This is a genomic window from Runella zeae DSM 19591 (assembly GCF_000423565.1).
Classification (GTDB): domain Bacteria; phylum Bacteroidota; class Bacteroidia; order Cytophagales; family Spirosomataceae; genus Runella; species Runella zeae.
This window is the reverse complement of the sequence record NZ_AUIF01000035.1, coordinates 14,101-32,657: the sequence shown is the minus strand read 5'-3', so window position 1 is coordinate 32,657 and position 18,557 is coordinate 14,101. Positions and strand designations below refer to the sequence as shown.

At 44.1% G+C, this 18,557-nt stretch carries 11 protein-coding genes; 4 read left to right on the top strand and 7 right to left on the bottom strand.

Annotated elements, in window-relative coordinates:
- Positions 1–166: 166 nt before the first annotated feature.
- A complete protein-coding gene (locus G563_RS0110150; protein WP_037326442.1) occupies positions 167–3,487 on the bottom strand; it encodes a TonB-dependent receptor in 3,321 nt (1,106 codons plus the stop codon).
- Positions 3,488–3,851: 364 nt separating this feature from the next.
- On the opposite strand from G563_RS0110150, the gene rsmI reads away from it, so the two are divergent.
- From rsmI to G563_RS0110130, 4 genes are read left to right on the top strand one after another with little or no spacing between them, the layout of a single operon-like run.
- Positions 3,852–4,523, top strand: coding sequence for a 16S rRNA (cytidine(1402)-2'-O)-methyltransferase (gene rsmI / locus G563_RS0110145; RefSeq protein ID WP_028665222.1), 672 nt, complete (start codon positions 3,852–3,854; stop codon positions 4,521–4,523).
- 43 nt (positions 4,524–4,566) lie between these two features.
- Positions 4,567–5,772 carry a lipoprotein N-acyltransferase Lnb domain-containing protein gene (locus G563_RS34280; protein ID WP_157585219.1) on the top strand — a complete coding sequence of 402 codons (1,206 nt, stop codon included), beginning with the start codon at positions 4,567–4,569 and terminating at the stop codon, positions 5,770–5,772.
- Between the two features lie 2 nt (positions 5,773–5,774).
- Positions 5,775–6,035, top strand: coding sequence for a hypothetical protein (locus tag G563_RS34275; RefSeq protein ID WP_051210882.1), 261 nt, complete (start codon positions 5,775–5,777; stop codon positions 6,033–6,035).
- Entirely contained in the window at positions 6,032–6,880 is an 849-nt protein-coding gene (locus G563_RS0110130) for an inositol monophosphatase family protein (protein WP_028665221.1), read from the top strand. Before G563_RS34275 ends, G563_RS0110130 begins: the two co-directional genes overlap by 4 nt.
- Before the next feature lie 63 nt (positions 6,881–6,943).
- Here G563_RS0110130 and G563_RS0110125 read toward each other — a convergent pair whose 3' ends face one another.
- From G563_RS0110125 to G563_RS0110100, 6 genes are all read right to left on the bottom strand, one after another.
- On the bottom strand, positions 6,944–9,112 hold the full coding sequence (locus G563_RS0110125) for a c-type cytochrome domain-containing protein (protein ID WP_028665220.1): 2,169 nt from the start codon (positions 9,110–9,112) through the stop codon (positions 6,944–6,946).
- 47 nt (positions 9,113–9,159) lie between these two features.
- Positions 9,160–10,614: a DUF1501 domain-containing protein gene (locus tag G563_RS0110120; RefSeq protein WP_028665219.1), complete on the bottom strand. Its 1,455-nt coding sequence runs from the start codon at positions 10,612–10,614 to the stop codon at positions 9,160–9,162.
- Positions 10,615–10,695: 81 nt separating this feature from the next.
- A complete protein-coding gene (locus tag G563_RS0110115; protein ID WP_028665218.1) occupies positions 10,696–13,023 on the bottom strand; it encodes a PSD1 and planctomycete cytochrome C domain-containing protein in 2,328 nt (775 codons plus the stop codon).
- Between the two features lie 60 nt (positions 13,024–13,083).
- Complete coding sequence (locus tag G563_RS0110110) at positions 13,084–14,514, bottom strand: DUF1501 domain-containing protein (RefSeq protein WP_028665217.1); 1,431 nt, start codon at positions 14,512–14,514, stop codon at positions 13,084–13,086.
- A gap of 19 nt (positions 14,515–14,533) precedes the next feature.
- A complete protein-coding gene (locus G563_RS0110105) occupies positions 14,534–16,891 on the bottom strand; it encodes a DUF1549 domain-containing protein (protein WP_028665216.1) in 2,358 nt (785 codons plus the stop codon).
- Between the two features lie 161 nt (positions 16,892–17,052).
- Positions 17,053–18,552, bottom strand: a complete 1,500-nt coding sequence (locus G563_RS0110100) for a RagB/SusD family nutrient uptake outer membrane protein (RefSeq protein ID WP_028665215.1) — start codon at positions 18,550–18,552, stop codon at positions 17,053–17,055.
- Positions 18,553–18,557: the final 5 nt, after the last annotated feature.

Sequence of the window (18,557 nt, the reverse complement as noted above, 5' to 3'; positions counted from 1 at the left end):
AAAGAACAAAGAAAAGCGATATTAAGAAACAGAAAAATTATAAACTAAAAAACTCTTTTCAAGAAAAACCCAAAAATCATTCTTAACTCCTTTTAAGGTAGCCCAGATACCATCAAAAAATCCCGTGCCTGCGCCCGGGATTTTTTGAAAAGCAATAAAACAATGCTTAGTTGAAGATATAACGAACCCCAAATTGCATGTAGTAGGTAGATGAAAACCCTACGTTGTCGCGGAAAGTATCTTTGATAAGTCCTCCACGATCCAAGCCTAAACGATAAGTAGGTTTCACTGTTCCTCCGGATACTACCGAAGAGTTGTTGGCAGGTATCAAAATAGCGTTGTTGTTAATAAGCTTAGTCAAGCCCCAGCTGCTATTAAGAAGGTTGCCAAGATTGAAAATATCAACACTCAACTGAATAGTATTACGTTTGCCCTGAACATTGACAAAGAAATCTTGAAGGATACGGAAATCAAATTGGTTTCTCCAAGGCAATGCAGCGCCGTTACGCTCAGCATATTGACCTTTGCGCTTGCTCAAATAAGCATCTTGTTCGATATATTGGAAAAATGCATCACTCTGCTGTTGTGGAGTATAAGTAACGGCATTAGCTCCTGAACCTACTGTTTGTGATACAAACGTAATTTCAGAAGGATCTTTAGGAATATAAATCAAGTCAGCGTTGGCACCATCCCGGTTGAAATCAGTAGAATAGATATAAGAGAATCGACCATCGGCTGAACCTTGATATACCAATGAAATACTTGTCGCCAAGAATTTAGCATACTCTTTACGGTAAGAAAATGACCCAACTAAACGCGTCGGAACTACATAGTTGGCATAGCTAAGGGTCGCAAAGTTTGAGCCATTGACAGTAGCTGTTCCTTGGAAAGCCGAAGCCGGCTGGTCTCCTCCACCGTCAAACAAGTTTTTGGCACCACTACGTACATATGCCAATGAAGCCGAAATTCCTTTGCTAAATTGTTTTTCTAATTTAGCAGTCACAGACCAGTAGTAACCTTGTGAAGCATTTCCTAGCATTGTTACGTTGTAGGCAGTCGTTCCGGTAGGGCTATACTGACCCGCAGACGTAAGAGGGTTGATGTATCTTTGGGTGTTTGTGGTGGGATACATCAAACGATTGTCTGGATACCCCGACACGCCAAGTGCCGCAGGTTGAACAAGGTTGATATTACTGAAATAAGCAGTATTAATGTCTTTGTTGTAAATCCCTTCTACCGTACCTACGATACCCCAAGGCAATTGCATATCCATAGCCAAGCTACTTTTCCAAGTTTGTGGCATTCTGAAATCAGGCGAGATAGCAGTCGTTCCACCTGTAGGGATAGATGTACCCGCTACAGGGACAGTAGTTGGATAGTAAGGCTCCAATCTGAAAGGACCAGGGACATTGGCGCCTGTCCAAGTTTGAGTTACTTGTAGCATACCTGCATCACCGGCTTGTGACACAATCCATACAAACGGCACACGTCCCGAGAAAATACCACTACCACCACGAACTTGAAGCGAACGGTCACCCTTTACATCATAGTTAAATCCTACACGTGGCGACCACAACAAACTAGACTTAGGAAGAGCGCCCGTATTTACTTTTTGTCCATTAGCAAAAGTCAACTGTGAAATCAATGGATGCTCTTTCAAAGGTTCGGGATAAGTTGGCAAATCGATACGCAATCCAGCCGTAATTTTGAGCTTGCTGTTGACGTTGATTTCGTCTTGCCCATACACCGAATATTGTGAAAATTTAAAACTAGGGAATACTTGTTCAAAATTAGGAGCCAACGAGTAAGTCAAACCATAATGGCTTGGCAATTTGCCCGATGTAAAGTCATCCCAAGATTGGAATACATAAAAACCTGTACCAAAGCGTTGGAAACCATTTTTGGTAGTGTTGAAGTCGGCTTGCGCCCCTACAGTCCAGTTATGCTTACCCGAAGTCCAAGTTAGGTTATCTACAAAAGAGAGCATTTCTACGTCGCGCAAGTTTCCGTACGAAAACAATTCTGTTCCAAAAGAGGTAAGTGGGTTACCATCTTTCAAGATATCAACAAAAGGAAACTGCCCGCCTTTGGTTGTACGGGGGTCGTTTTGGTGTGTGTAAGTAGCACGCAATGTATTGGCAAATTTACCACCGAAAGTAGAGTTAAGCTCGGCCGCAAAAGAAGTAAAGTTAGCTGCTTGAAAATACCCGGAGTTTTCGTACTGCAAAGCTTGAGTGCTTTGACGGTTTTGGGGGTAAATATTTGTAAACGGCGAAACAGATGTACTTGGTTGAATCCGTGAAGACTCGCTCTTGAGTTGGTTATAACGGACGTTGATACGGTGATTTTTGTTGATGTTCCAATCTAAGCGTACCAAAAACTTAGTACTGAAGCTATTTGAAGAATACCCTTGGTAAGGGCCCGTTTCATAACCGTATGTATCTCTCAAATAAGCGCTGATTGTATTCATTTCGTCTACTGTAGGGCGCGATACTTGAGGGTTGTTTTGTGAGAAAGGCAACTGAGCCGTTGCCGCAATTTGAGAAGGCCCGGGAGTTATTTGCTTTTCTGTCTCGGCATTTACAAAGAAGAAAAGTTTGTTTTTAATAAGAGGTCCACCCAAACGGAAACCGTACTGTTTGTAATCCAAATTTTGACGAGCAAACGTATTGTCGCCTACTTTATTTCCTTGTTGATTTTGATTTCTGAAATAAGTATAAGCTGACCCAGAGAAGTTATTATTTCCCGAACGTGTAACGGCATTAATAGCACTACCAATAAAACCCGATTGGCGAATATCGTAAGGAGTTACATTTACTGAAATCTCTTCGATAGCATCCAATGAAATAGGAGTAGCATTGCCACCTGGGAGGTTAGTACCAATCCCAAAGTTGTTGTTAAAGTCAGCACCATCAATAGTGATATTGTTTTGGCGGTAGTTTCCTCCACCCACAGAGGTTCCGTTGGCTTGAGGAGTAAGACGAGTCAAGTCATTGATACTGCGGCTGATAGAAGGCAAAGCTTGAATCTGACCGCTACCGATATTGGTTACTGCCCCCAACCGTTCGCTGCTAAGGAGTTTGTTTTGAGCACTTATTACCACTACTTCCGCAAGCTGCACATCGCCAGTCGAAAGCTGTGAATTAAGGGTATAAGGCTCTCCTAATTTCAGATAAATATCATCGTATGTTTTGGCTCCAAATCCCACAAAACTTACCGTAACTTTGTAAGGACCACCAATCCGCATGTTAGGGATGCTGTAGTTACCACTTACATTTGTAACAGTTCCATATTGAGTACCAGAAGGGACGTGTACAGCTAGGACGGTAGCACCGGGTAGCTCTGAGTTTTTGTCATCCTTCACAGTACCACTCAAAGTAGAAGTAGTAACCTGCGCTTTCACTTCGGGCAAAGTCACACAAATAGCAGCAACGACTGCGAAAAGTGCAATTATGAGCCGCATTTTTCGTAAATCTTTAAGATTCATAATTTGAAAATTTTGGTTAGAATTGTAATTGGTTTTAAACAGTTGGTTGATGTCAAAATCGGCACAAAGAAACAAGAAATTTATGGGACAAACAAAAGCTATTCCCAAAGAAAACAATACCTTAATACCTGTAAATGACCGCATTATTAAAATAATACATTTTTTTATCGCAATTTTTCAATATATACATTTTAAAAAATTGTTAACATTGTTTTGCTTATCAAACTCCCCTTCTTGCTTATTTGTTTGAAAATGCTTTTAAACCAAAAATGAGATTAATCCAATTAAACATATTGCCTATTTCCTTAAAATCGTACAAATTGCCCTTTTTAATGAAATTGTGACCTTTAAATAAACATATACTGTGATTCCCAAACTTTATTTAGTTCCTACTCCTATCGGCAACCTAGAAGATATTACCCTGCGTGCTATCAATACCCTCAAAAACGCTGATGTCATCTTGGCCGAAGACACCCGAACCTCTGGTCATTTACTCAAGCATTTGGGTATTACGAAGCCCTTGCAGAGCTACCATATCCACAATGAGCATCAGACTGTACAGAAACTCATCGCTCGTCTCCTCAAAGGCGAAAACATGGCCTTGGTCTCTGACGCAGGTACACCTGCTATCTCTGATCCGGGATTTTTGCTGGTGAGAGAATGCCTCAAAAACAACATAGAAGTGGAATGTTTGCCCGGCCCTACGGCTTTTGTACCTGCCTTGGTAAACTCTGGCCTTCCTAGCGACCGTTTTACATTTGAGGGGTTTTTGCCCCACAAAAAAGGCCGCCAAACTCGCCTTACTGAACTCAAAGAAGAAGAAAGAACGATGATTTTTTATGAATCTCCGCATCGCCTCATGAAGTCGCTAGAGCAATTTGTGGAGTACTTTGGCGCCGACCGACAAGCTTCTGTGTCTCGCGAATTAACAAAAGTTTATGAAGAAACTATTCGTGGGACTTTAACCGAAATTATTGCTTATTTTGCCGAAAAAACTATCAAGGGTGAAATCGTTATTGTTGTATCAGGTAAATAGTAAAAAAAAGGTAGAGCCACAAAAAAACAAAGGCCAAGAGAGTATGGTTAGACGTATTGCTTACAGCCTACAGCTTATTGCTTATAGCCTTATGCTGAGTTCGTCGCTCATGGCTCAAACCCTCAGCAATGAAGCCAAAGTGAGTCTGATTACCATTGCGCCAGGCAATAGTGTATTTGAAGGGAGTGGTTTTGGGCACAGCTCTCTCTGGGTATATGACCCGCTCAACGGCATTAGCAGAAACTACAACTATGGTACTTTTACTTTTCAAACGGGCAATTTCTTGCTAAAATTTGTGCAAGGTACGCTACCTTACACGCTTTCGGTAGTACCCATGGAGTACGTAGTGCCACATTACGAGGCCGAGCGGCGCGACTTGACTGAGCAGATTTTGAATCTGTCCCAAGCACAAAAGCAAAAACTGTTTGATTTTCTGGAAAACAATGCCCTTCCCCAAAACCGTGAATATCAGTATCGTTTCTTTTTTGACAACTGTTCTAGCCGTATTCGCGATGCCCTGCAAGTAGCTTGTGGCGATAGTCTGGTTTATTACAACAAACCTATTGACGGCGAAGCCAAAAGTTTTAGGCAGTGGATGAATCAATATTTGGAATATAAGCCTTGGGAAAAGTTTCTGATGAATCTGGCACTTGGGCTTCCTTCGGATGAAATTGCAACGCCTCAGCAAGAAATGTACCTGCCTTACAATTTGATGCACCATTTTGAAAAGGCTACCATAGGCGGCAAATCCCTCGTAAGTAGGACACAACCCTTGGTCACTACTAATTTTTCACACAGAGAGCAGCCTTCGCAACCTTGGTGGTTAAGTCCTATGGTACTGTTTGGGGTATTGGTAGTGTTTGTGATTTGGTATACGCAACGCCAACAGAAACAATTGAAAATCTCGTTTTTGTTTGATAAAATATTTTTTACCATTGTCGGTTTAGCAGGATGGATTTTGTTGGGACTAGCCACTGCCACCAACCACGGCGTGACGGAGTGGAACTTGCATCTACTCTGGGCGATTCCGCTGTATCTACCTTTGGCGTTTTTTCTAAGCCGAATTAAGCAACAAACTTGGGTACAAAAGTTTGTATTAATCAGCCTTAGCTTGATGGGTGTCTATGTGCTATCGGTCGCGATAGGGAGTGTGGTCAAAGGTGTATTTGTAGGAATGCCTTTGGAAGCTTGGCTGCTCATTTTTTGTCTTTTTTATCGATTATTTTTTCTCCGTAAAAAAGCACTCTAATCATGGCTATCATTAAATCCCAAAACCCTGAGGATATTCCTAAATATAATAAAGAGCTATGGCACAGCAAAACTCCCCAGCAACGTTTGGAGGCTGCGTTGAAACTTAGTTTATATGCCAAGGCGATTTACAAAGCAAACCCCAATAACCCACCCCTAGACAATGGAAGCAGAATACTTAAATCTCGTACGCCTATTGAACGAAGAAAGTACAATGTCATTTCAATGCAAGACTTATCTTATTTAAAAAACATCGAAGAATGAATCTCGAAAATCTCACCTTACAGACCATAGAAATTGTTCGCCAAGCGGGGGCATTTATCAAACAAGAAGCGGCGAAATTTGACCGCACTCAAACCGAATACAAAGCCGCCAACAATTTAGTATCTTACGTTGACAAAGAAACCGAAAAGCTTCTTGTAACAGGTCTGCGCCAACTCTTGCCCGAGGCGGGTTTTATCACTGAAGAGGGTACTGCGGGCGAAGAATCGAACCCCGATGAGTTGTACTGGATTATTGACCCACTTGACGGAACTGCCAATTTTATTCATGCTTTGCCCATTTATTGCGTAAGCGTAGGTTTGGTCAAAAACAAAATCCCCATTGCAGGGGTCATTTACCATTTGGGTACCGAAGAGCTATTTTATGGATGGCAGGGTGGCGGCGCGTGGAGTGTCAGTCTAAGGTACACACTGGGAGGGCTTCCGCTAGATGTTTCTTTGCTCGAAAATGCGACTCGTCTCAAAGTATCGACGGCCACCACCATAGGCGATAGCTTACTAGCAACGGGCTTCCCTTATTATAAATTTGAAAAACAAGACAAATACCTCAAAATCCTCGAAACCCTCATGCAACGCTGCCACGGCCTCCGCCGCATGGGAGCCGCCGCCATCGATTTAGCCTACGTAGCGGCAGGGCGTTTTGAGGCATTTTACGAATACAACCTCAACTCTTGGGATATGGCCGCGGGTACACTTCTCATTTTGGAGGCAGGCGGACAAATCACCGACTTTTCGGGTGGACAAGATTGGCTCTTTGGCGGTGATGTGATTGCTGGCTGTGCTGCTCAATCAGAATTGCTAGAAGTAATTCAAGAACACTGGTCCTAAACCAAAAATCTATTGTGTAGTGTGCTACAAGCCTGAAAGAAGTGGATTGTGGCACACTACAATTCAATTGATGAGTAACTCATCTACTAGCAACAACGCAGTCCTCCCCTTCGCGCTGTGCCAGTCGGGAATTTTCTGAAGAGGTTTGGCGACAATTTTCAAGAAAGTCACCGATTGAGGCTTGAACTTCCCTCCTACTATAGTTAGTAAATGCGGGCGTTGTTGGGTCGGAATTGAAGGCTTGAAGGTCGCAATCAGCCTCAATTGATTAGGGTTTGTACCGCCCCACACTTCAATTTTTTCGGGAGGAAATATACCCGTTTCTACTTCTTCCATGATACGCAACTCCACCGACGATACAAGCGCAGGTTTCTTAAATTCTGATATCAACGCCATATCATTGTTTCGGACGCCAATCCAATTGTTGGCCCACGCAGGGCTATTGGCATTGAAGGTACCGAGTTTTGTATCAAAAAACGATTTTTCTCCTTCGGCCTGATGCACGCGGTTGAGAGGAAGCAAAAGCCGCACACTATCAGGCTTGTAGGTTCTTTTCAAAAAGTCAAAATTTATTACATCACTTCCATACCAACCATCTTTGTAGGCCTTGGCCCGAATATGAGTGCTATTATTAATGACCGTTTGATTAGTAAACAACGGCGAATGAATACTATCTGGCTCAGTGCCGTCGGTGGTATATCGAATTTGAACACCTTTGACGGGGTGGCTCAACAATACCGCCAATGAGTTTTCAAAAACCATTGCACTGTTTTTAACTTGCGGCGGATTGAGTTTGATAGGGTTTGAACCATCGTCTTTGAAACCTTCAATAAAATTAATATTCTTAAACTCTTTTTTGAGTTGCTGCATCTCCGAAGGCGTTAGGCCCGTGTTCCAAATAGCCACTGTATTGAGATTCTGAAAACTGGGTATTACGGCTTGAAGATCCTTGATAGATATTTGTGTTCCTGCCAAAGAGAGATTTTTGAGTTTTTTCAAAGAAGTAAGCTCTTTCAGCCCTTTGCCAGTAATATCCGTAAAATTCAGATTCAATTTTTGCAAATTTTCAAAAGCGACCACTTGCCCCAAATCAGCATCTTTGACGGGCATTTTGGCAAGATTCAAAAATACCACCTGCTTCTTAATCTCTGCTAACTCTTTGATTTTTTCGGGGTTGTACAAGTTTTTATTGAAAAAATTGACCGACAAAGCAGGCGATTCATGCGCCAATGGCACAATACTCCGAAACTCAGTCGTTAGTTTTTTGATGGTTTCTTCGTCAGCAGCCGCAAAATCAAACGTTTCTTGTGGGGCACTGACAGGGGCCAACAAAGTAGCCGCAATCAGCCTCAATGAGTCATTGACAGGCAAGTCTGCCACTTTTTTCTTAAAATCAGCATTGGCTTTTATCCACAGCGATAGTAGCATAATTTCTTGTGGATTGAGCTGTACTTTCCCCACAGGAGGCATGTGCTTTTTGTCGTCGAGCGGTAAGTGAATACGCTGCAAAAGCAAACTCACTTGGGGCTGTCCGGGCACAAACAACTTGCCTGTTTTGCCACCCTTCAAAATCGACTGCTGATCGGTCAGCATCAGCTCACCTTTTATCTTATCGGGATTGTGACAACTAACACATTTTTGTTCAAAAATAGGTTGAATAACATGGTCAAAAACAACGGCTTCGTCGAAAGGAACTGACTCAGGGGTTTGCAAAGGACCAGAAATAAAATTGTCACCATGCGTCAAAACCGCGCCAAAATGTCCCGTAATTACCAAAATCAAGGCCGCAATCGACACAAATCCTTTGGCGATAGCAGCCTGATACCAAGCTTGCTGACGCACCCAATAGCCCGCTAGTGCTACATAAAAAACCACTACGCCTGTCCATTTGTGCCAAGGTAAGGTTTGACCGTCATATCCTTGCTCTTTAGCCAAGAAAAGCCCCATGACCACCGTCGTCCCGGTCAAAACGGCTCCAATAAGCCACAGATTTCGCAGAAATAATAGGTAAAAAGAATGGGAAGAATTAGGAGGATTGAAACGAAAAAACTCCATTCCAAAGGCAATAAGCAGCATCACAATAGGGAAGTGCAATAGCAAAGGGTGCATCCGTCCCAAAGGTTGGAGCCAAAGGGGTACTACCAATTTGCTCTCAAACAATAACAGAAAGGCAATAAATATTCCAAAAACCAACAATAACTGCTCTAAATAATCAATAACCTTTCTACTCATTTGAGAAAATTGGACTTTAGGTTTTGTTCCCTATGTTACAAAAAAGATTAACTCATAATATCTCTCACCACCTTGCCCGACACATCTGTAAGACGATAACGGCGACCAAGATGTTTGAAAATAAGTTTTTCGTGATTAAGCCCCAGTAGGTGTAGCACAGTCGCCTGAAAATCATGCACATGCACAGGATTACGGGCTATGTTGTACCCCACTTCGTCGGTATCGCCATAGACTAGCCCCGGCTTGATGCCGCCGCCCGCCATCCAAATCGTAAAGCAACGCGGGTGGTGGTCGCGACCGTAGTTATCTTTAGTAAGTTTGCCTTGGCTATAACTTGTACGACCAAATTCTCCCCCCCAAATCACCAATGTTTCGTCCAAAAGTCCACGTTGTTTCAAATCAGTCACCAATGCTGCGGAGGCTTGATCTACGTCTTTGGCTTGGCTTTGTATCTCAAAAGGCAAGTTGCCGTGCTGATCCCACCCTTGATGGTATAATTGCACAAATCTTACTCCGTTTTCGGAAAGTTTACGCGCCAAAAGGCAATTGGCCGCATAAGTACCCGGCACCAAACAATCAGGGCCATAAAGCTTTACGATATCGTCCGATTCTTTCGACAAATCCATCACTTCAGGCACGGCAGTCTGCATCCGATAGGCCATTTCGTACTGTTTGATTTTAGCCGCAATCTCAGGGTCGCCAAACTGCTCATACGAAAGCTGGTTGAGTTCGGCTAAATTATCCAACATCTCACGGCGCTCTTTACGGTTCATCCCCTCAGGGTCTCGTATATACAGCACAGGGTCTTCTCCCTTGCTAAATTGTACTCCTTGATGAATAGAATCCAAAAAGCCATTGGACCAAAGTTTGGAATATACCCCCTGCCCATTGCCGATTCCGCGCGATAGAAGCACCGTAAAATCAGGCAAGTTTTTGTTTTCATTACCCAAACCATAGCTAAGCCACGCCCCCATACTGGGGCGGTTGCCTTGCTGCGAACCTGTTTGTAAAAAGGTAAGAGCAGGGTCGTGATTGATAGCCTCGGTGTACATTGATTTGATGATACAGAGGTCATCCACGATTTTGGCAGTATAAGGCATCAAATCGCTCACCCAAGCCCCCGCCTGTCCGTATTGTTTGAAATCCACAAATGACCCCGCCAAAGGAAATGAAGCTTGATTGGCGGTCATTCCCGTGAGGCGTTGGTTGCCACGTACAGAAGGTGGGATTTCCTGCCCCATCATTTCGCGCAATTTGGGCTTATAATCAAAGAGTTCCATCTGCGAAGGGGCTCCATTCTGAAACAAATAAATGACTCGTTTGGCTTTGGGGGCAAAGTGAGGGATACCCGGCGTAAAACCGGCTTCGTCCATATCGCCTCCATTGAGCAGATTGGGAATCATCAACGACCCCAATGCTACGCTTCCTAAGCCCAGGCTCATCGTCGATAAAAACCGACGACGGTTAAAACTCAGTCCATGTTCTAATATTTCTTTTTCCATTGGTATCAAAAATTGCGATAACTACCTCTTTTTCAAACGCTTTCTCCTAAACTCCCGAGGATTCCAATAAAGCCCGTACTTCTATGTTTTTGTAATAGTTTCTTCTAGATTGTAAATGGTATTGACCACTTTCATCAAAGCCGCCAACGACACTTTGTCTATTTGGGTAGGAACAGGATACTCCCCCACTGCTAGTAATTTTTCTGCACTTGTTTTATTGAGTTTTTTGAGTTCTTTTTCATAAAAATTACTCAAAATAGTCATCTCCTTATCAGTAGGCTTGCGACATACCACTAAGCGAAATGCTTTCTGAATTTTGTCGGAAACGCCACTGTTTTCTTGCAGCAATTTTGCCGCTAATACCCGTGAAGCTTCTAGCACCGTGGGGTCATTTAACATCACTAAAGCTTGTAAAGGCGTATTGGTTTTGAGGCGTTTTACTTCACACAAATCACGATTGCTTGCATCAAAAATACTCATAGAAGGCGGCGGCACCGTGCGCTTAATGAGCGTATACATTCCCCTACGATACAGGCTTGCACCGTGGTCTTGCACATACATAGAGAGCAGCCCACGACCCGAAGTAGCTCCTTCCCAAAGCCCCGGTGGCTGATAAGGTTTGACGCTTGGCCCCCCAATAGTGGGCACCAGCAATCCACTACTTGAGAGCACTAGATCTCTTACAAACTCCGCATTGATATGATAGCGCGGCGCCCGTGCTAGGTAAATATTGTCGGGGTCAGTGGCGAGTTTTTCGGGTGTTACTACTGCCGACTGCCGATACGTAGCCGACATTACAAACTGTTTTACTAATCGCTTAAGATTCCAGCCATGCTCCATAAAATCGACCGCCAACCAATCTAATAGCTCTGGGTGGGAAGGAAGCTCTCCTTGCATCCCAAAATCGCCCGATGTCTTGACAATGCCTTTCCCAAAAAACTCTTGCCACATTTGGTTGACAAATACCCGTGCCGTAAGAGGATTTTTGCGGTCAAAAAGCCACTTAGCCAATCCAAGGCGGTTTTTGGGGTATTTTTTATCAAAAGGCAAAATAAAGGAAGGAGTATTGGGCTGTACTTCTTCACCAGGCGCATCATATACTCCTCTGCGCAAGATGTGCGTTTTGCGCATGGTATCAAGGTCGGTCATTACCGACACAATGAGGCGGTTGGTATCAGGTTTGTTGATAAAGGTCAAGATATTTTTTACATCCTCATTACTGATTTCCATGAGCGGTTTTTTGGCGTAGGTTTCAGGCCCCCCAATCACCGACTCAATCCCCACTTCATTGACGCTATTGAAAAATGCAAAGAGTTGATAATATTCCTTTTGAGAAAAAGGGTCATACTTATGGTCGTGGCAATGAGCACATTCGAGAGTTACCCCCAGAAAAGCCTTGCCAAACAAATCGTTGCGGTCGGTCACGTAGCTGATGCGATACTCTTCGGGTATCACACCGCCTTCTTCCGTAATCTTATGGTTTCGATTAAAGCCTGTTGCCAAAAGTTGTTCTTTGTAAGTAGGGCTTTTATCGCGGTTGGGTAGTAAATCTCCCGCCAACTGCCATGTCACAAACTTATCGTAAGGCATGTTTTTGTTGAGGGCATGTATCACCCAATCACGCCACGGCCACTGTGTACGATAGCCATCATCTTGGTACCCATGCGAATCGGCATAACGTGCCAAATCAAGCCAATAAACCGCCATTTTTTCACCATAAGCTGGATTTTTGAGGAGTTCGTCCACTACTTTTTCGTAAGCATTGGGGCTTTTATCGGCCAAAAAACTATCCATCATTTTGAGCGTAGGAGGCAAGCCTACGAGGTCGAGACTTACTCGTTTGAGTAGTCGCTCTTTGTCTGCTTCTTCGTTGGGACTAAAGCCTTTTTGTTCTTGTTTTTGTAAAACAAAAAAGTCTATTTCATTTTTAGGCCAATCCTCATTTTTTACTTCAGGCACTGCTGGTTTTTGAGGAGCCACAAAGGCCCAATGCTTTTCATATTTGGCACCTTGTTTAATCCACTTCTCAATCAGCCCTATCTCTCTGGCTGAAAGTTTAAGATTAGAGGAAGGCGGCGGCATGAGCTTATTGGTATCCTTGGTCGAAATCCTCAAAAATACCTCCGACCGCTGTGGCTCTCCCGCGATGATAGCGTGCGCCGAGGGATTATCTTTCAGTGCTTTGAAGGCACTTTCGGGGTCGTCGAGCCGAAGTCCCGCTTCTCTTTTGTTGGCATCAGGTCCATGACACGCCAAGCACTTATCCGAAAGGATAGGACGGATGTCAAAATTGTAACTTACTTTATCAGGTATTTCTTCTTGAGAAGTGCTTGAGCTACTTCCGCAAGATTGCAAATACCCGATAAGTGCCACGACCATTACCGATATATAAAAAGCATTTTTCGTCATTACATTATTAAGTGCTAAAGCATCTTTGAATTGCGGTATGTCACTGCTGTTGGCTATATTCTAAGCCAACAAATCCATTACGGCTTTTCCCTTACCATCGGGGGTAGTATAAAAAGGTCGCTTTTCGATTTCATACTGTGTATCAGGTGCAATCCCTAATGCGTGATAAATAGTTTGGTGAATTCCGTCGATTTTTACGGGATTTTCGATAGTCTTACATGGGCGCTCATCGGCGGTTTTGCCATACACAAATCCCCGTTTGATTCCCCCTCCAAACATCAAGATAGAGCAGCCGTCGGTAAAGTGGCGGTGCATTCCATAAAATTTCATATCCGACAAAATCTCGGGCTGATTTACCTGCTCTTGTACCTTGGCGTCGGGTCGGCCTTCGACCATCATATCGCGGCTAAACTCACTCGCTAAGATAATAAGCGTGCGGTCGAGGTGACCCGATTGGTCTAAGTCTTTAATCAACTGTGCCACTGGCCCATCAATCATTTTTTTCATGCCTTCCAAGCGCGTGTGACCGTTTTCGTGGGTATCCCAACCAAAAAATGGTTCATATTCGGTGGTTACACTGATGAAACGTGCGCCTTGTTGGGTCAACCTTTTGGCCAACAGACACCCCAACCCAAAGCGTCCTGTATTATAAATATCGTAGCTTTCTTTTGGCTCAGTAGTGAGGTTAAAAGCCTTAGCTTCGGGTGAATTGAGCAACATATAGGCTTGCTCCATCGAGCGTTTGAGGGATTCTTTTTGGTAATCGCTCCCAAACTCACCCATGGGGCCGTTGCTGATAAGTTCGTTGTATAGCTGGTTGCGGCGTTCAAAACGTTTGGCATCCATTCCTACCGGCGGGCGCACACTTTCCAATCCTTGACTGGGGTCAGGAATGAAGAAAGGTCCATATTCATTTCCCAAAAAACCTGCCGTATGAAATGCTTTCAGCTCTTCGGCCTCGCCTACGGTAAACCGCTGCCCAATGTCAATAAAAGCCGGAATCACGGGATTTTTAGGACCTAGTTCTTTGGCAATCCACGCCCCAATGTGTGGAGCTGCGACCGTTTGGGGCGGTTCGTAGCAGGTATGCCAATGGTATTGGTGCCGAGAGTGCAAGATATGCCCCAAGTCGGCAGCTACATAAGAGCGAATGAGCGTTCCTTTGTCCATTACTTTACCAATCGACTCTAGTCCTTCCGAAAAATGAATTCCGTCTAAAACCGTCGGTACAGATTTGAAAGTACTCAATACGCGATTGCCTTCCATTCCTGTTTCGAAAGGCGTATATCTTTTGGGGTCAAAGGTCTCGGTATGTGCCATACCACCCGCCATCCAAAGCAAAATGACCGTGTCGGCGGTACCGTTGGTTTGACCTATTTTTTTAGTACAGCCCGAAAGCAAGCTAGGGATAGGGGCACTCGCCGCCATTGCGGCCAAAGTAGCCGCGCTTGTTTTCTGGAGAAACTCTCTTCTATTCCATCTATTTTTCATTATCAAAATCGCTTTATTATCAATATATTAACTGAAATTCTGGGTGAATTGATATAGCCCAAACCAAATCTTCGATACCTTCTACGGTAGGTTTAGGTCCTACCATTTTCTGAGCTACATTCAACTCCTTCGGCAAAGGCTCTCGTCCCAACGATTTTTTATAAAGCTCCTTCACCAGCAGTTCAGAAGAAGGATATTTGGCTTGCCATATTTTCGCACCTTTTTTGATTGCCTCATTAAACTTGGTTCCGTTGGTAAGTTCAAGGGCTTGAAGAAGATTAGCTTGAGAATTTCGACTCGTCGTAACCGTCTCTCGGTTAGGACGCCCCAAGGCCGTCAAGAAGGGGTCGTTTTTGACCAATGATGCTCTTGAAAAAGGTACTTCTTTTTGGATATTTTCGGGTAATCTTTTGAATTCCAAGGCCGAATCACCATATACAGGATTGAAGGCCACACTGACCGCATCCGCAAACTGCTCTGCCGTAAGGCGTCGTCTTACCATCCCTTCAAAAACAAAGTTTGAGGAAGTAAGCAAAGCGGCGTCTTTGACACCAATCGAGGGCAATTGATAGGTCTTAGAAGTCAAAATTACATACATCAGCTTTTTGATATCATAGCCATTGGCCGCAAAATCCGACGCCAACCAATCAAGCAAATCTTGGCTCCAAGGTTCGTTGTCCATCATATCTACCGGCTCTACGATACCACGCCCCATTAGCTGCGCCCATACTCGATTGACCAAAGTACGATACAGACGCCCGTCTTTGGGTTGTACTAAAAACTCCGCTAACTCTTTCAAACGCTCTTCCGTAACGGGGGTTTCTTTGATTTCGCCTAGCTCCTTGAAAAGCACTCTACGCCCCGCCAGCTTGCCCGTAGGTTTGTCGCAACGGTGAATTTCGAGGGTAGTGTCGGCAAAAATATTAGCGAAAGCATAGGCATCTTCCAATTTCCAGTCGCTGATAAAACTATCATGACAAGAAGCACATTTAAGATTAAGGCCCAAAAATACCTGCGCCACATTTTGGGCCGCTTGCATCTCAGTACGCTGGCTAGCGTTGATGGTACCACGCCATTTGATTCCCTTGATAAACCCTTCTGATTCTTTGGTGGGACTGATGAGTTCTTTTACAAAAAGATTATAAGGCTTGTTGGTTTTGAGAGAAGTGTAAAGCCATTTGGTAATATCATAACGCCCTTTGGTGATGTAGCCCGTACCGGAATAGTCATTGCGGAGGGCATCATTCCAAAAAGTAAGCCAATGCTGAGCATAATCTTCGTTGCGATTGAGCAAACTTCTCACCAAAATCTCCCGTTTGTCGGGGCGATTGTCGGCTTCAAAAGCCTGAATTTCTTCGGGTTTAGGCAGGAGTCCTATCACATCCAAGTACACCCGACGAATGTAGGTACGGTCATCGACTAGCTTTTTCCAAGTGATTTTATTTTTCTGAAAATACGCATTCGTAAGACGATCGATAGGCTGCGTAAGTTCGGCAGTAGCAGCAGGTAGTTCTGGCATACGAGGCTCCAATGCCGCCACCCGATAAATGCTTTTTTCTGCTCCACTGGGCCAAGGAGCGCCCTGTTTAATCCAATATTCTAAAATAGCCACTTCTTTTTCGGAAAGTCGCTTGCCTTTGGTGGGCATTGCTTCTTTATGACCTACAGGCAAAGTAATGCGCCGAATCAATTCGCTTTTGTCAGGATTGCCCGCCACGATGATAGGGCCGTGCTCTCCGCCTTTGAAAATGAGGTCTTTTTGGTCGAGCCGAAGCTCTCCTTTGGTTTTGGTAGCGCTATGACAACTATAACAATTGTGAGCAAAAATAGACCGTACTTCGATATTCAAATCTTCAATTTGCTTTTCTGTAAGGGGTTGGTTGGTACTAGCAAACGTAAAATTTGTACCGCCCGAAGGCTCAGCTTCGGAAGATTTATTGAAAGGTAAAACGCCACTGATATAATCTTCGCCGTGGGTTAGCAAAGCCCCGTAGTGGCCTGCCACCGTCACTCCGCCTACGGTCATAAACAATAAACTCCTAAAAAGTGATTGGCGCTCTGTACGCAAAGCCCACACTGCTCCCCCCGCCAAAGCCATCGTAGCAATTCCAGACCATTGGTGAACCACTACCGTATCTCCGCCATATTCTTCTTGATTGGCCAAAATCAAGCCCAAAACAGCAGCAAGTACGGAGCTACCTGCTCCAATCCATACCAATGCCTTGATACCTGCTCTAAGTTCGGTGGACTTGCGCCGCCAATCCACGATTTCTAACAACAACGCAACACAAAGGAGTCCGATAGGAAAGTGGACGATTAGCGGGTGCAATCGCCCTAATAATTGCCAAAGCCAGAAGGTTTCTGTGGTTTCTTGCACGATTTTAAAAATGTAGTTAAAGGAGTGGGAAAAATTAGTTTAGAAAGCACCTATCGATAATGACGAGATAGCTCTGGCATAATACGATAGGTGCTTTTATAAGTACTATTTATAAAGACAGTTAGCCAATAAAATCTAACCAATTCTTCTATTCAATTCTCCTAATAGCCCGGATTCTGGGTCAGTTTGCTATTAATCAGAATTTGAGGGGCAGGAATCGGCAAAAAGTACTCAAAATCGCTATATACATAGTCGAGAGCATTAAAGGCTATTCCCCCTCTTGATACCGTAGGAGAGGCTTTTTCTTTGGCCGCATATGCATTCATAAAGGCCGCCAATTCGGCAGGCGTTTTGGTGCGCTGCAAATCAAACCAACGGTGATTTTCGAAAGCTAACTCTACGCGCCTTTCTTTCATTACCGCCGTGCGGAAAGTATCTTTGGTAAGACCGCTCAATTCGGCCAAGCCCGCACGTTTGCGTACTTGGTTGAGATAGCCCAATGCCTCGGCATCAGGCCCCGTAGCTTCGTTGATTGATTCGGCCAACATCAACAATACATCCGAATAACGCAGCACGGGCCAATTGTTGTCCGAACGCCCCGAAATAGTATGAGGATAACGGTATTTGTTAATAAAAGGAATGGCCACAAAGGTACCATTGAGGGTATAGCCTGTTTGCAACGAAATATCTTTGCGCAAGTCACCTGCCTCATACGCAGCAATCATGTCGTTGGTAGGAATATTACGGCCACTAGGCGCTGTATTGGCAAAACCCGTTACAGCCCCTTGCGACAAACGCGGAGCAAATACATACACAAAATTGCTCTGCTCTCCCAAGTCATTACCTCCTTGGTACTGTACTTCAAACACCGACTCAGGGCCATTTTTCTTGGCGGGGTCAAAATTATCTTTGTAGTTGGCATTCAATGAATACCCCAACGGAAGTACTTGTTTTAGGGTAGTCACTGCTTCAGGATACCTTTTCAAGGTCAAATATACTTTACCAAGCAAGCTCAACGCAGCACCTTTTGTTACACGGCCTCTTCCAGCAGTGGGATAAGTAGCAGGGAGTAAAGTACTTGCATCTTTCAAATCTGCCTCAATTTGCTTGTAAACATCGGCCTGAGGTGAGCGTACCAAATCAAAAGCTTCGTTGGGAGTAGAGAGGGTTTTGGTGGTTAAAACCACATCACCAAAATACCGTACCAAATTGAAGAAATGAAAAGCCCGAATAAATTTCAACTGTCCTTCAATCTCTTTCTTAGCTGCGTCATTGATGGTGGAAGGTTCTAGTTTTTCGAGGGTGTAGTTGATATTATATAAGGCCGAATAGTGGTTGTTCCAAAGAGCACTCACTTCACCATTGCCTGGGTTTACGGTCGAAAACTCAAACGCTTCCCAACCAGCCGCGCCCCCACGGTCGAGTGGGTTAAAATCAAGCGTAGTATTGTCAGACATAAACTCTTGCCCTAGATAAGCCGTGTTGGTGATGCCTTGAAGCTGACCATAGACTCCATTGAGCGCTTGCTCAAACTGTGCTTGGGTTTTGTAAAACACATCCGTACCAAGACGCGTAGGGTCGGTGGTGGTCAAAAAATCGTCTTTGCACGAAAACTGCACCAGACAAAGTAGTAATATATAAAAGCCTGTTATTTTTTTCATTTCTG

What these genes read in the sequence shown, in the direction of transcription:
- G563_RS0110115 (WP_028665218.1), bottom strand. Translation starts at nt 13,023, where the DNA reads ATGACGAAAAATGCTTTTTATATATCGGTAATGGTCGTGGCACTTATC.
- G563_RS34280 (WP_157585219.1), top strand. Translation starts at nt 4,567, where the DNA reads ATGGTTAGACGTATTGCTTACAGCCTACAGCTTATTGCTTATAGCCTT.
- G563_RS0110130 (WP_028665221.1), top strand. Translation starts at nt 6,032, where the DNA reads ATGAATCTCGAAAATCTCACCTTACAGACCATAGAAATTGTTCGCCAA.
- G563_RS34275 (WP_051210882.1), top strand. Translation starts at nt 5,775, where the DNA reads ATGGCTATCATTAAATCCCAAAACCCTGAGGATATTCCTAAATATAAT.
- G563_RS0110125 (WP_028665220.1), bottom strand. Translation starts at nt 9,112, where the DNA reads ATGAGTAGAAAGGTTATTGATTATTTAGAGCAGTTATTGTTGGTTTTT.
- G563_RS0110120 (WP_028665219.1), bottom strand. Translation starts at nt 10,614, where the DNA reads ATGGAAAAAGAAATATTAGAACATGGACTGAGTTTTAACCGTCGTCGG.
- G563_RS0110110 (WP_028665217.1), bottom strand. Translation starts at nt 14,514, where the DNA reads ATGAAAAATAGATGGAATAGAAGAGAGTTTCTCCAGAAAACAAGCGCG.
- G563_RS0110150 (WP_037326442.1), bottom strand. Translation starts at nt 3,487, where the DNA reads ATGAATCTTAAAGATTTACGAAAAATGCGGCTCATAATTGCACTTTTC.
- G563_RS0110100 (WP_028665215.1), bottom strand. Translation starts at nt 18,552, where the DNA reads ATGAAAAAAATAACAGGCTTTTATATATTACTACTTTGTCTGGTGCAG.